Genomic DNA, 15,163 nt, shown 5'->3' on the forward strand with positions numbered 1-15,163 from the left:
TCAATGCAACTCCGGAATAACAACCTCCAACGTAATGTGAATATTTTTGAAACCCATTTCCTGCAACAGTGATTTTACCGCAAGCTCAGCCTGACTATTGGCATCATTCAATACCCCTTGCCGGATAGCGTCCTGCCTGATCGTTTCTTTCTCACCGATCAGGGCTTTGTTGTAATCCGATATTTTTATAGGATTAAACGCATTTTCACTTTCATCGTAAACCTTTACGCTGTTTTCATCAATAACCACATCGAAAATTTGAGCACGGGGCATTGAAACGTGAACATTTTCACCGTTAATATTCACTTTTACCCGGCTGAAATCTACGCCGGCCTTCAGGTATCCGTTGTATTTCAACAGGAAATACTTGTCGGTAAGCGGAACACTGATGTTCAGTATTTTAAAATTATCTTTGAAGCCAATCACTCCCGAATAGCTGTATTTGACCGTAGCAAGCTCCTGAATATGAACAATTTTACTCAGAACGGTAGAAGTATCGTATCTTTTATCCTGGACATTGTTCATTTTATTGAATATCAGCAACATCGCCAAAACGATTGTCGTGATCAGGAAAAAGTAAGTTGAACGGCTTGTTTTCTTTACCGGGGTATTTTCTTTCACTTAGTTGATTTTATTTCGATTCCGCCTTTTAAGAAAAATCCAAAGCAAGTAAATTGCTAACAGCGAACCAAGTACAATAAGTATTATCTTCCAATAGCTTACCACAAACTTAACCACAATCACGACCACGAAAATGGCTACCGCTACAGCCAAAACTTGCCAAAGCAATGTGAGTTGTTTTTTTCTTTTTGCCTTTTTGTCACCATCTTCAGCGCTTTCTTCGGGTATGGTTGAAAAAAAGACCTCATTTTCGGCGGCAAGTATTTCTTCAAACGAAGTTTCATTTTCTGTTACTGACACGTCGTTTTCGGAGGTAACTGCCGGCGGGGGAGTGATGATGGAATCCACCCTCCGCGAGGCGCGCGAAGCGTCGAAATCATTATCCCGAACCATTTCGAGCAGTTCAGTTTCTATCTCGGGGTATTTGGTCATCAAGGTTTTGCAAGCCTCGGCGAAATCGCTGAATCGCTGAACCTTACCCAACTTGAATTTTATCTCTTCCGGGTTTCCCGATGATATTTCCAGAATTTTATCGGCAATAGCAACTTTTAATCGTTCCATAATTCTTATACGATTTATTCTTACAAAAATAATCATTAAGTGGTAAGAAAATAATTTTTGCAGGTATTTTGTTCAGCCTTAGAAAACTCTTGGTGTGAGTTGAATTTAATGGCGTAGGAATTTATTAAACTGCCAATTTATCTATTGTCATCAAAGATAGTAAGCTACAACCGTTTTAGTAAACCGAAAATAGTGAGTCTGTATCATCGTGAAATTCTGAAAATACTTTTTCATCTCGTTGCTCTTTTATAAACGAGGCAATATTTTGAACATTATCAATCCACACGCCATTATTTTGTTTAGACGCATATTGACATATAGCTTCAATAGTTGATAATAACGAGGTTAACTCACCTTTTTTGTTATCCATTTCATGTCCGACAAGAACTAACCATTGTCCGTTTCTCTTTGCCGCTTCAATGAGTCGAAGTACTTCTTCAAACGATTTTCCATCCAGCTGTATGCCTTTTATCTGAGCTAAATCGCAAAACAAAGGATCGTTTGCCGTTTCGTTGCGCCACTTACGTCCGGTTTTAAATTGAGCTGCAATTAAGGGAACATAACTCTCGGTGTTTTCTCCTCTTCCCACGAAAGTTTCTCCACAGGGATAAGCGAAGGATACGGGGGAGTAACCCAATGTTTTCTCAATCAGCATATTGGCAGAATCTATATCTTCTTTCATTGATTGAAGTGTGTGATTCTCCAATGCATTATCTCTTGAAAATGAAAAATTACCCGAACAAGGATGCGTGAAAGTATGATTTCCGATCTCGTGTCCATTTCTTGCCGCTTTTTTCCATTCCTCTACTCTTTGCGTCAGTAAATGTGGAGATATATAAAATGTTCCCTTCACATTGTATTTGTCGAGCAACGGAATTCCTTTGTCAATCTGGCTCAAGCGCGAATCGTCAAAAGTTAGGCTGATTGCCATCTTTTTACCATCAGGCCAGTTGAAATGAGTGTGTCCCAAGTGTAGAGAATCACGCTGCAAATTCAGTTTTTTATAAATTTTCTTTGCAACATTTGAAAAAGCCGATACACTATTGGAATCTTTTGATTGTTGACACTGAACACATACTAATGCTATCCCAAAAAATAGAATATAAGGGGGCAAAAATTTTAATTTCGTTCTCTTCATCTGTTTTTTTACATTAAATATTCAACATCAATAATTTTTCACTAAAGCCTGTTTAATATCATCATGTAGAAAATCCACACTCTCCAATCCCACCGACAGTCGTACAGTTTTGTCACTTACATTCATAGCATCTCTTTGTGTTTGAGAAAAGTTTCCATAAATTGTGCTTGCAGGATGAATCGCAAGGCTTTTGTTATCGAACAGATTAGTGGCGCGGCGAATGGCTTTCAGTTTATCCATGAACCGGAAGCAGGCATCTTTTGAAGCCAGGTCGAATGTCAGCATCGCTCCCGGCGTCTCTCCGAATTGTAGGCAGCTTAATTCGTAAAAAGGATTATCCGATAGTCCCGTATAATTCACATATTCAACGCCTTTCAACGTTTTTAGGCGTTTGGCGAGTTCAAGGCAGGTACGGCTTTGTTTTTCGTAACGCAGCTGTAGCGTCTCCAATCCGATTGTCTGCAAGTGAGCCGTTCCCGGGTTCATATACGCTCCAAAGTTTCGGTGAATCTCCTTACGCAATTTGAAGTTAAATGTATAATTTCCGTGATCGTTGGCCACTTCGCTGAGCCGTTTGTTTTTTGTCCAGTCAAAAGAGGCATAATCGATTATAAGTCCGCCTACACTGGTTGCGCCACCCGATATATATTTGGTACTGGAAACCACTTCGATATCTATCCCAACGTTCGTGGCCTTAAAAACCGAAAAAGAAATAATGGTTGTGTCAGCAATCAACGGCACATTTTTCTCCTTCGCTAATGCGCTTATAACAGAAAGATCGACAACCTCCATCTGTGGGTTTGTGATGATTTCCAAGAATATAGCGCATGTGTTTTCATCTATATTCTTGCGGGTATCTTCTTCGTTTGTTAAATCGCAAAACCTGACTTCCACGTCAAAGGCTTTCAACGTATTCGCGAAAAACGAGTAGGTATTTCCAAACAGATGCCTGGAAGTAACAATGTTCGCACCGCTGTACGCAATGGACATAAACACGTTGCTTATCGCAGCCATTCCCGAGTTAAAGGCAGTGACGTTGTAAGCTCCGGTGATATGTTTTACCCGTTCTTCGAAGTAATGAACGGTGGGGTTCGATATGCGAGAATAGGTATGGTCGGCTGTTTTTCCGCAAAAAGCGGCTTCCATATCCGCGGCTGTTTTAAATTCGTATGCCGCGGCATTGTAAACCGGCATCGAAAGAGAATTATATATGTCATGCTGTGGATAAGGAATATTCAACAAACAATCTTCGAAATTTAAATCATTCATCTTTTTGCAATTTCAGGTTACAAAGATACAAAAATGCGGGAGTAAGCGATATTTAAAAGGAAGAGGATTTGTTTGTCGCATGTGAAGCAACGCCAGACAGCACTTTTTTATATAGATTTACTACATTTTTTGCCTTTTCGTCCCACGAAAGCTTTTGTTGCAGAAATTTACAATTCAGGGACATTTCCTCCAGCAATTTACGATTTGCAAAAAACATATTCAATTGTTCGGCAAAATCGGTGACGGATTGTTGAGGATTAGTAAGCGGAATTTTACGGCCAACCGTCTCATCAATAATTGCTCCGAATCCACAGGCATCGAAACACAATACGGGTAAACGATTGCTGACAGCCTCCAACACAACGGTAGAAGTAGCTTCGCTCACACTCGTGAAGAAAAAAAGCTGAGCTTCGCGCATGGCTTTTTGTACGATTGCATGGGGTTGATTACCGTGCCATACTATCTGAGCTGACACGCCTAAATCAGTAGCAAGTTTTTTCGCCTCCGTTTCTTGGGACTCATTCCCTTGGCCATACACATCCAAAACGATGTGTTTGTTCTTCGTTGCAGCTAAAGATCTCAATGCCAACGGCAATAATTTACTAAAAATAAGCCTCCCGACCCACAACGCATGAAAATCTTCCTCGTAAAATCTTTTCGTCGGAACATCAGCACTGATAAAAGTTCCGGTTTCGGGAATAAGAACAGAGTCCTTTTTTTTGTGAATTTTTATAGCACGGTATGAATCCGGGGTGGAGCTGATTAGTAAACTGCCTCGTTTAAGCGCCTCATTAACGCGACCATCGTACTTGATTTGCAATGTATTGATGGTATTTTTCAACCGGTTAAAAACCCGCATTTTTATTCCTGCACCCTCCGAATAAGCGGAAGGAAATTTATGCAAACCTCCAATAGGCCCCCATACAAACGGAATATTCTTTATCTTCCATAAATACCCCGGTTCTCTGAAACCGATCATATTCAATTGATGCAGAATATCTATTTTATGCTCTGCCACAATTTGTTTTGCAATATCCAGCGTTTTTTTTTGCCATTCTTTGTAATGAATGTAAAATCTCCAGTCACCCTGATTCCAGCACATCTTTCTTACTTCCTCCGTTACCGGATTGTAATAGAAATGCATATTCTTCCCCTGAGGCAAACCGGGTAAAGCAGCCTCAATCTTCTCCCTGAATTCTCCTTCGGTAATGATATGTAGTTCACAGTATTTAGCTAAATGCGTGCACCAATTCCATCCCATGCCGGGTTCGCTACCCTTGTCGGGCGAGCAAGCATAAGCATTTATGAGGATTTTCAGTTTTTCCATTATTGTGATTAACTCGTATTGTTATGTTGATTCAATTTATAAGTACAGAAGAAAATATACTCACGCATTTCTTCGTTTTACAAATTTAGCTGATTTATTCTCAAAACAATAAATTTAGGCTATTTTCTAACGAAAGAATGAACTTATATAAATTGTTTTTCAGTTATCCACAAAAAATCGGACTACTTTGAGATAAACCCAAAGTAGTCCGAAAAATTATTGGTTGATTGACAATACCGTTTAAAATGTAAATCGAAATCACTGATTTATCCGATGTCCTTTTAATTGATATGTATTTCCAAAAGGCGTCACATCATCCTCAAACTGCATTTCGAGATAAATACTGTCTGAATCAATTATCTTGCCGTTAGGGATCTTGATCCCTATATTGTATTCGGAGACTTTACAGTGAGATATTTTTGTTTCAAAAACATCTTTTGTTTTGTCAACGGCCGCTTTTACCTGAAAATCCCAAAAATCTTTTGAGACATCTTTTAGTATAATGGAATCGGCTTTTGACGAAATATCATTGAGGATAACCAACGTGAAAGGCTTGCTTATCTGCGAGTCACCAAGGTATGCCGAAACATTCCACTCTCCAACAGCATGGATAGCTGTTTCGGACGCTTCGGTAATCTCTTTTTCCGAGTGTTGGCAAGATAGTATAAAAGCAGCCGTTACGAATAATATAACTATTTTTTTAAGTTTCATCTGTTTATTGTTTTTGAGTAAAGAGCAAAGAGCAAGGAGCAAGGAGCAAAGACTTTTTTCGTTGAACTATTCAAACTTCCGTCTTCTCTCTTTCGTCTTCCGTCTTCTGTCACTTAAGGACTAATTTTGTATTGTGTATTTTGCCGTCGTAGTCAACCATTACATCGTATTCACCCGGCCCGAATTTTTTATTCACTACTGTGTGGTAACGATCAATTACCTGATCAACCAATATTTTTCCGTCTCGTGAAATTGAGACCGACGTTAAGTAATACGTTTCTCCACTGTAATTCACACATATACGATTGAACTTGTCAATATATACAATCGGTAATCCTCCGTTGTCGGTTCCGGGTGGATTGGGATTGGAAGGGGGATTGGAAGGGGGATCGTGAGGAGTATCTTGAGGTTTCGTCGCGCGTCCAAAAATCACCTCAGGAAGTATGGTGGAGAGGATGCTTGCGTCGCGAACCGATGCTTGCCGCCAATTGGGAACAACAGCTTTCATATTTTCACTGATCCATGCCGTACCAACCGCACCGGAGCTACTGATCCAGTTGATAGCGTTGTTTTCCACCACAATATTGTAGGAGGCCCCTAACTGATCTTGCGTCCAATTAGCAAGGACTAAACCCACGTTTGTGAAGGGTTGCTGTTTAGCATACACCTTATTGTTTCTAAGCGTCATGTTGTGGCCTCCGGCAATCTGGATTCCGTATTGTCCCGGATCTACCAAAATATTGTCTTCCGCGATCTGGTAGCTGCCACCAACATCTCCAAGAATAATTCCGCCGCTATTCAGCAGGGGGCCGCCGCCTCTTATCCAGTTGCCCTTGATCATGATCGGGCTGTCCGGCGTTCCGTTTGAGTGATACACCCCTATAACATCTATCGTGTGAGTATTTCCAGGAAGATTCTCAAAGACATTGGAGCTTACACTATATCCCGGGCCATTGGATTCAGCAATTTGTACTCCGCCGCCGCCATTACCATTATGCAACCCTTTTACTAAATTTTTGACCTCGTTGTTCTCAAATTTAACGTTTCCCCTGCTTTTTTCGACCCTGAGCGCTTGATAAACGTTTTCAAACACACAATCGGTAATGGTAACATTTAAGCCGTTTTCCACGAGAATAGCAGCTTCCCAAGCCACGTTTGTAAACTTACAATTCCGGATGATCACGTTTTCGCATTTCCAAAGCGAGATGGCGCGCCCCCCGAACAGAGAAGGGTTTGAGTTTGTAAATTCCAACCCTTCGATGACAATATTATTTTTATGTGCATGTTGTATCGCCGGTGATTTTATATATTCTCCGGTATATTTGGAACCTTGTCCGTAAAATAAATGAACAACAAAAAACAAAAAAAATACACTCAGCATTAAAACTTTTTTACTTTTTTTCATTGAATACTTTTTAATTATACTTCATTCATTGCTTTAAACACCTTATTTTATCTTTAAAATGTACGAAAGATGTATTCTTCGTAGTTTAGAATCGGAATAAAAAGATTCGGCATAAAGAAATTATTTCGGGTACTTATCACGACCACAAAATTACGCACTATTTCTTTATTATAATGTTAAATTTCAGGCAAATAACATTATTTAATTGGATTTTAATATAGTTGCTGTTTATTAACGATGTACGTTTTCTACAATTTTTTTTATTTATTTAGAACTGGTCTAAAAAGGTTATTTTTACACTTCTTGTTATCGACACTTTTTCAACATTATACCTTATCGCAAAAAGTAAAATTTTGTAGCTGTAATTTTTATCGATTAGGACAATAATAGCATTTATTTGTCTCTGTATTTAACTAAATTAGCTAAAAAAAGTACCATCAAGAGAATCAATGAAAAATTATCATCTTAAAGAGAAAATTATCATATTGTTTATTATCAATGAGTTAATTAATTATATAGATTTAGAGCCGGAAATTCTTATCTACGGTTCCTCTATTTTTTTACTTGTTTTTTGTATAAAAACTTTTTTAAAATATATATCTCATCTTTAATAGATTGTATATTCCATATGCTTGCCCGGTCATAATTTAACAATAAAATCAATCCGAAAATACAAAAAAATGTTCATTTAGTCCTAACAATCCGGTTTCATTACACCCTATTTTTGCTACCGTATGTTTATTTTAAAATCCATCTGCGATCAGAGCTTATAATCAAATTAATTAATGTTGATCGATTCTCTCTGCAGCTCTACTATTAATTTGGAGCATACATTATCAATGAATGATCAATAAAATTTTCAACGCGTAACTCTATGAAAAAAAACATTTTCCTATTTGTTCTACTGGCAGGATTGATTGTTTCCTGTTCTCCGGTCCAGAATATTGCCTATTTCCCTCATTTTGATAAAGAGATCAACAGGATAAACGAGACAACGTATGACGCGCGTATTAAACCTAAAGATATACTTTCAATAAGCGTGGTAAGCAGTGAGCCTGAAGCCTCCAGGCGTTACAATCTTTTTACGCCTCAAACACTTGAGCTTATCAATTCTCTTTATTCACAACCCTCCCTTCAGAGTTACCTGGTTGATAAAGAAGGCAGCATCTCTTTTCCAATTTTAGGGACATTACAAGTGAAAGGATTGAGTACAAAAGAACTGGAGTTATTTATTGAGGAAAAGTTGAAACCACACTTTACTCAGGAAATGCCTATAATAACGATTCGCATTTTAAATTATTCCATAAACGTATTAGGCGAAGTATTCCGTCCGGGAAAATTTGAGACAACCAACGAACGAATGACCATTTTTGAAGGACTGGCATTGGCAGGCGATATGACCATATACGGAAGACGTGACAACGTGAAAGTTCTCCGCGAAGATGTGAACGGTGAAAGAATAATTTATACGTTAAATCTCAACGATAGAAGTATTTTTAATTCTCCCGCTTATTTTCTCGAGCAAAACGATGTGCTATATGTAGAGCCTAATCAGTCAAGAGCCAATTCTTCCAAGTATGGCGCTGCGGAAACTTATCGAATATCAACCTTATCCGTTTTAATTTCATTGGCTACAATGGCGGCCACCATTTACAGCATTACCCGATAATTAAAATCATTTGAGATAACTCTACAAATACAATAAAAACAATGAATAATTACTCCGAAGTTGAAGAAGACTATAGCATACTGGCCGAAAAACCCATTGACGTTGTAGGCATACTCATGAAATATCTTTCTCACTGGAAATGGTTTTTGATTTCCTTATTGATTTGTATTGCCATGGCAGCACTCTATCTGTTTTACGCTTTACCACAATATAAAGTGGAAACTGCCATTTTGTTTAAAGATGATGTAAAAGGTGGCGGAGCTTCAGAAATAAATGTGTTTAGAGGGATGGGGGTGATAACTCAGCGAAATAACGTGGATAATGAGATTGAAATTTTAAAAAAATCCTTGATTGTTGAGAACGTTGTCAGAAAGCTCGGAATTTACACAACTTATACCGAAATAAAACCATTTGATGCCGTTAGGATTACAAGATTGGACGCGCTATTTACGGATTTTCCCAAACGGAAATTGAGAGTTTTATACGGAGATGAGATTCCGGCACTTATCAGTTTTCCTGAAAATCTTCTGGATCATTTACAGAGAAGTATCGTTTTCGATGTGCTCGTCCAACCCAACGGAAATTACGAATTTTCCGGTTCCTATAATGGGAACACGTACAACGCGAAAGCAACTCCATCAGATAGTATTGTCAGTTTTCCGTTTGGCAGTTTACAGATACAAAAGGGAAAAACGCGTCCAACCAAGGATATGCTGATGAGAGTGGAAATAAATCATCCGAAAAACGTGGCCGGTCAATATTTGAACGCACTGGAAATAGAGTTAACCTCCAAAACATCCGCGGTAGCGAACCTCTCTTTGACATGTCCGCACGGAACGTTGGGTGGAGATTTCTTAAAAGAATACATAGAAACTTACAACGAAGAAGGTATAAGGGATCAAATAGAACTTGCCGATAAAACGTCCCAAGTTATTGATGAGCATCTTGCGAAACTCAGTGCTGAGCTTAGTTCTGTAGAAACTCAGGTGCAAAACTACAAGCAATCGCAAGGGCTAACCGATATTGCTTCACAAGCCAGTGTTTACAATACGCAAATGGCCAATGTGGGACAAATGAAAACAGAAGTAGAAACTCAGTACGCGATTGTTTCCAACCTCAATAATTATGTTCAGGGAAAAAACAACCACGATCAACTTATTCCTGCTAACTCCGGAATAAATAGCGATGTATTGGCTGCTCAAATCAACGCGTATAATGACTTGGTCCTGGAACGGAACAAGCTCTCACGCATTGCTTCGAGCAGCAATCAATCGATGATTGAGTTGAATAACCGGATAGAATCCACTTTCAGCTCCGTGAGATCAGGCCTGCAAAACGAAAAAAGTAATCTTGAAATTCAACAACGCGATATTTCTGCCATGTACTACCAGAATAACGCGCGAATAAGAGCTATACCTCGCCAAGAACGGGTCTATTCAGATATAAAACGCCAGCAAAACATCAAAGAAGAATTGTTCTTGTATCTGCTTCAGAAAAAAGAAGAAAAATATATGAATATGGCTTCGGTAGCGCCCAGTTCTAAATTGATAGATAACATTCGTATTATGGGTGTTGTCTCGCCCAACAAAATGATAGTTGGATTAATATTTCTGGCTATGGGGTTAGCTTTACCCATTATTGGAATAAAGATAAAAGATTTATTGCGTTATCAAATCAGCACCAAGGAAGAACTTGAGGAGTTAACCTCGGTACCGGTTCTCGGGGAAATTCCTGAAATTTCTCATACTGAATATGTTGTGATTAAAGAAAACAGCAACGACAATTTCAGTGAAATGATGAGACTGCTAAGGGCTAATCTGTTATTTGTCATCGATAGTAAAGAAAAAAAGGTTATCAATATGCTCTCAAGCATAAGCGGCGATGGAAAAACATTCATAACCATCAACATGGCAATGAGCTTGGTTCTGTTAGATAAAAAAGTCTTAATCATTGAATTGGATATACGAAAACCAAAATTATCCGAATACCTTGGGTTAGACAACAAAAGCGGAATTACCTTGTATTTGTCTGGAAATCTTAAAAAAGAAGAACTTATAAAACCTTCCGGAGTTCATCCAAATTTATCGGTTATTACGGCAGGCGCAATCCCACCGAATCCCAACGAGCTGTTAGCTAAGTCATTATTAGATGAATTAGTAAAAGATGTACGAGATGATTTCGATTATATAATCATAGATACCGCACCCATTGGTGTAGTTTCTGATAGTTTTTTATTAAACCGTTTAACAGATGTGACCCTTTATGTGGTTCGGGCAGACTATACACCCAAAAAATATATTGAAGATGCAACAATGTATTATAAGGAAAAGAAACTTACCAGAATGTACTTTATACTGAACTCCGTGGATTTAAATGCTATCGCCTACCGCTATGGATATGGGAAAAAATACGGTTACGGGTATGCGTGATCATACTTGTTGATGGATAGCAACATCAATATATAATTCGATTGAACGTTTATAAAAAAAACTGATGAAAATGAAACTCAATGGTGCAAAAATAATAGACCTTCCTAAAAATTTGGACAGAAGGGGAAACCTATCCGTAATTGAAGAAATCAAGAACATCCCTTTTAAAATAAAACGGACGTATTGGATATACGATGTACCCGGCGGAGAAGTCAGAGGCGGCCATGCATACAAACGGAATCAGGAATTTATTGTTGCTCTTTCGGGAAGTTTCGATGTGATACTTGACAATGGAGAGGAACTGAAAACATATTCTCTAAACCGCTCATATTACGGGTTATATGTTCCTAAAGGGGTATGGAGGCAAATGCTGAATTTCTCGACAAACTCCTTGGCGCTCATTTTGGCATCGATCAAATTCGATGTTTCAGATTATATATACGACTACGAACAATTTAAAAAAGCGGTAAATGAAAAAGACGAACATATATGATTGTTCCATGATAGAAATTGACAAACACCATCACGAGAAAGGGAATTTAAGCGTAGTTGAAAATGGCAAAACAGTTCCTTTCAACGTGAAACGGGTGTACTATCTCTACGATGTTCCCGGTGGAGAGTCACGGGGCGGCCATGCTCACAAAGAACTTCAGCAGTTTATTGTGGCAGCCAGCGGTAGTTTTGATGTAACATTAGACGATGGCGAGTTGAAAAGAACGTTCACCATAAACCGTCCATACCGCGGATTACTTGTTGTTCCCGGTATTTGGAGAGAATTAGACAATTTTTCTTCCGGTTCTGTATGCTTGGTGTTAGCATCGACGGAATATTATGCGGATGATTATATAAGAGATTACAACGAATTTAAAGAATATAAAAAATGACATATATACATCCACGAACGGATGTTCTTTCCCAAAGAATAGGTGAGGACACAACTATCTGGCAGTTTTGCGTAATCTTGCCCGACGCCCAAGTTGGGAATAACTGTAATATTTGTGCGCATGTATTCATAGAAAACGATGTAGTCATCGGAAACAATGTAACCATTAAAAGCGGCGTGCAGTTGTGGGATGGAATAACCATTGAAGACAATGTGTTTATCGGCCCCAATGCAACATTCACCAATGAATTGATTCCGAGATCGAAAGCTCACGATACCACCAAATTCAAACCCACGTTAGTGAAAAAAGGGGCATCCATCGGAGCGAATGCAACCATACTCCCGGGACTTGTGATTGGGGAGTATTCTTTCATCGGTGCGGGAAGTTTGGTAACAAAAGACATTCCCGATTACACATTCTGGTATGGAAATCCGGCAACTCAAAAAGGATACATAACCGAGGAAGGCATTTTACTGGATATGAATAAAAGGGACAAAAACGGTGTTGAACACATTTTAAAATCAGACACAAATGATTAAATTTCTTGAAATTCAAAAAATTACACAAAAATATTCCGACGAAATTCATCGGGCAGCATCTCGTGTGATCGACTCGGGCTGGTATCTTTTGGGTGAAGAAACCAACCGGTTCGAAAAGAACTATGCCCACTTTATCGGCACGAATTATTGTATTGGAGTTGCGAATGGGTTGGACGCTTTAAGGATAATTCTCAAAGCCTATATCGAATTGGGCATTATGCAGGAAGGAGATGAAGTTATTGTTCCGGCCAATACTTTTATCGCATCCATCCTCGCTATTACCGATAACAGGTTAATTCCGGTATTGGTTGAACCCGATATTAATTCTTATCAGATTGACGACACCAAAATTGAAGAAGCCATTTCGCCCAAAACAAAGGCTATCATGATCGTTCACCTCTACGGACAATGCGCCTACACGGATAAAATTGGCGAAATATGCAAAAGACACGGTTTAAAACTTATCGAAGATAACGCCCAGGCAACCGGATGCAAATTTAATGGAAAAATCACCGGCTCTTTAGGAGATGCTTCAGGGCACAGTTTTTACCCCGGTAAGAATCTGGGAGCGTTTGGTGATGGCGGAGCAATTACCACCAACAATAAAGAATTGGCAGAAACAGTAAGAGCATTGGCCAATTATGGGTCAAACGTTAAATACGTATTTGACTATCAGGGATTGAACAGCAGGTTAGATGAAATTCAGGCTGCTATTTTGGATGTAAAACTCAACTATTTAGACGAAGACAATCAACGGCGAAAAGATATCGCGCGTTATTTTTTAACCCGGATACATAATCCGGAGGTTATCCTACCGAAAGTACAAGATTGGGAGTCGCACGTGTTTCACCTGTTTGTTATTCGTTCCGCCCATCGCGATAATTTGCTCCAATACCTCAACAACAACGGTGTTCAGGCGCTCATCCACTATCCGGTCCCCCCGCATAAACAAAAAGCCTATCGGGATTGGAATAAGCTTAGCTTGCCGGTAACCGAGAAAATTCATAACGAAGTGTTGAGCCTGCCCATAAGCCAGGTAATAACAGACGAAGAGGCCGAGACAGTAGTGAAAACCGTGAACTCTTTTCGACAGAACGATTTGAACAAATAGCAATGAACAAACAACAGGCATCATACCGGCAAATAATGAAAGCAACTTCTCTCTTTGGAGGAGTCCAGGTCTTTCAGATAATAATTTCGGTGGTACGCTCAAAATTTGTGGCGATACTGCTCGGACCGTCCGGCATGGGTATAGTGGGATTACTTACTTCGACAACCGGGTTAGTGGCCGGCCTCACCAATTTCGGGCTGGGCACCAGCGCGATCAAAAATATATCTGAAGCCAACGCAACTGAAGACGAACAAAGGATTTCAAAAGTCATTTCAGTTATGAGACGATTAATGTGGATAACCGGCATACTGGGAGCAGTTATAACGCTCCTGTTTTCACCTTGGTTAAGTCAATTCACTTTCGGAAATAGAGAATATACAGGAGCATTTATCTGGATTTCAATTACGTTGCTCCTCAATCAACTAAGTACGGGAGAATTGGTGTTTTTGCAAGGACTTCGCAGGTTACAAGATTTGGCAAAAGCCAATGTTTACGGCAGTGTTGCCGGATTAATAGTTACAATACCGCTTTATTACAAGTTTGGAGTTCAGGGAATTGTACCGGTAATTATTATCACAGCTATAATCACGTTGTTTTTCTCGTGGTACTTTGCGAAAAAGATAAAAATTAAAAAAACAACACTTACCAACGAGGCCATCATGGTAGAAGGCAAAAGTATGTTGGTAATGGGTTTTATGATCAGTTTAAGCGGATTGATATCGATTGTCGTGGCTTATCTGCTTCGAATTTTCATAAATCGCACAGGAAACGTGGCAGACGTGGGGTTATACAATGCCGGATTCACAATTATCAACACGTATGTGGGAATGATTTTCACAGCGATGGCTACTGATTATTATCCCCGGTTATCGGCAGTGGCGAACAGCAATGAAGAATGCAACCAAAGCATCAACCAGCAATCCGAAATCGCTTTGCTGATATTAGCGCCGGTATTGATCGGTTTTCTTGTATTCATCAACTGGGCTGTTATCCTTTTATACTCGACTCAATTTTTAGCTATTACCGGAATGATATATTGGGCATCCCTGGGTATATTTTTCAAGGCTGTAAGCTGGGCAATCGCATTTGTTTTTTTGGCTAAAGGAGCCAGTAAACTCTTCTTCTGGAATGAATTGGCAGGAAACACATATACGTTGGGTTTTAGTTTATTAGGGTATCATTTTGGCGGATTAACGGGATTAGGTGTTTCATTCCTTATTGTCTATTTAATTTATCTCATCCAGGTGTATTTTATTGCAAAAATAAAATATCAATTCTCTTTCACCTCATCTTTTTTAAAAATTTTCATTATCCAGTTTTCCCTGGCGGTCACGAGTTTTGCAATAGTAAACCTTATGGATGAGCCTTACACATACATTATCGGAGTATTACTCATCATCGTTTCCGGTTGGTATTCGTATGTGGAGTTAGAGAACAGGATAGGATTAAAAGAGATCATTCAAGGTTTTATTCAGAAAATCAGAAACAGATAACAATAT

General features: G+C 39.0%; 14 protein-coding genes. 7 read left to right on the top strand and 7 right to left on the bottom strand.

Going from position 1 to position 15,163, the window contains the following annotated elements:
- From AACM02_RS10705 to AACM02_RS10735, 7 genes are all read right to left on the bottom strand, one after another.
- Entirely contained in the window at window positions 1–621 is a 621-nt protein-coding gene (locus tag AACM02_RS10705) for a DUF4230 domain-containing protein (protein ID WP_339116956.1), read from the bottom strand.
- On the bottom strand, window positions 622–1,182 hold the full coding sequence (locus AACM02_RS10710; protein ID WP_339116957.1) for a hypothetical protein: 561 nt from the start codon (window positions 1,180–1,182) through the stop codon (window positions 622–624).
- A 175-nt stretch (window positions 1,183–1,357) separates the two neighbouring features.
- On the bottom strand, window positions 1,358–2,320 hold the full coding sequence (locus tag AACM02_RS10715) for a polysaccharide deacetylase family protein (protein WP_339116958.1): 963 nt from the start codon (window positions 2,318–2,320) through the stop codon (window positions 1,358–1,360).
- A gap of 27 nt (window positions 2,321–2,347) precedes the next feature.
- The gene (locus AACM02_RS10720; RefSeq protein WP_339116959.1) at window positions 2,348–3,589 is read right to left on the bottom strand and encodes a PLP-dependent transferase; all 1,242 of its coding nucleotides are present in this window, start codon (window positions 3,587–3,589) and stop codon (window positions 2,348–2,350) included.
- 52 nt (window positions 3,590–3,641) lie between these two features.
- Window positions 3,642–4,916, bottom strand: coding sequence for a glycosyltransferase family 4 protein (locus tag AACM02_RS10725; RefSeq protein ID WP_339116960.1), 1,275 nt, complete (start codon window positions 4,914–4,916; stop codon window positions 3,642–3,644).
- Between the two features lie 258 nt (window positions 4,917–5,174).
- Window positions 5,175–5,627, bottom strand: a complete 453-nt coding sequence (locus AACM02_RS10730; protein ID WP_339116961.1) for a lipid-binding protein — start codon at window positions 5,625–5,627, stop codon at window positions 5,175–5,177.
- Between the two features lie 109 nt (window positions 5,628–5,736).
- Window positions 5,737–7,032 carry a right-handed parallel beta-helix repeat-containing protein gene (locus AACM02_RS10735; protein WP_339116962.1) on the bottom strand — a complete coding sequence of 432 codons (1,296 nt, stop codon included), beginning with the start codon at window positions 7,030–7,032 and terminating at the stop codon, window positions 5,737–5,739.
- A gap of 874 nt (window positions 7,033–7,906) precedes the next feature.
- Here AACM02_RS10735 and AACM02_RS10740 point away from each other — a divergent pair.
- From AACM02_RS10740 to AACM02_RS10770, 7 genes are all read left to right on the top strand, one after another.
- Entirely contained in the window at window positions 7,907–8,701 is a 795-nt protein-coding gene (locus tag AACM02_RS10740; protein WP_339116963.1) for a polysaccharide biosynthesis/export family protein, read from the top strand.
- A gap of 41 nt (window positions 8,702–8,742) precedes the next feature.
- A complete protein-coding gene (locus AACM02_RS10745) occupies window positions 8,743–11,130 on the top strand; it encodes a polysaccharide biosynthesis tyrosine autokinase (protein WP_339116964.1) in 2,388 nt (795 codons plus the stop codon).
- A gap of 70 nt (window positions 11,131–11,200) precedes the next feature.
- Window positions 11,201–11,623, top strand: coding sequence for an FdtA/QdtA family cupin domain-containing protein (locus tag AACM02_RS10750; RefSeq protein ID WP_339116965.1), 423 nt, complete (start codon window positions 11,201–11,203; stop codon window positions 11,621–11,623).
- Window positions 11,601–12,014 (top strand): FdtA/QdtA family cupin domain-containing protein, encoded by a 414-nt coding sequence (locus AACM02_RS10755; RefSeq protein WP_339116966.1) that lies wholly within the window; start codon window positions 11,601–11,603, stop codon window positions 12,012–12,014. Before AACM02_RS10750 ends, AACM02_RS10755 begins: the two co-directional genes overlap by 23 nt.
- Window positions 12,011–12,553, top strand: coding sequence for an acyltransferase (locus tag AACM02_RS10760; RefSeq protein ID WP_339116967.1), 543 nt, complete (start codon window positions 12,011–12,013; stop codon window positions 12,551–12,553). Before AACM02_RS10755 ends, AACM02_RS10760 begins: the two co-directional genes overlap by 4 nt.
- Window positions 12,546–13,664: a DegT/DnrJ/EryC1/StrS family aminotransferase gene (locus AACM02_RS10765; protein WP_339116968.1), complete on the top strand. Its 1,119-nt coding sequence runs from the start codon at window positions 12,546–12,548 to the stop codon at window positions 13,662–13,664. Before AACM02_RS10760 ends, AACM02_RS10765 begins: the two co-directional genes overlap by 8 nt.
- Window positions 13,665–13,666: 2 nt before the next feature.
- Window positions 13,667–15,157 (top strand): O-antigen translocase, encoded by a 1,491-nt coding sequence (locus AACM02_RS10770; RefSeq protein WP_339116969.1) that lies wholly within the window; start codon window positions 13,667–13,669, stop codon window positions 15,155–15,157.
- Window positions 15,158–15,163: the final 6 nt, after the last annotated feature.

Source organism: Petrimonas sp., from assembly GCF_963921705.1.
Lineage (GTDB): Bacteria > Bacteroidota > Bacteroidia > Bacteroidales > Dysgonomonadaceae > Petrimonas > Petrimonas sulfuriphila.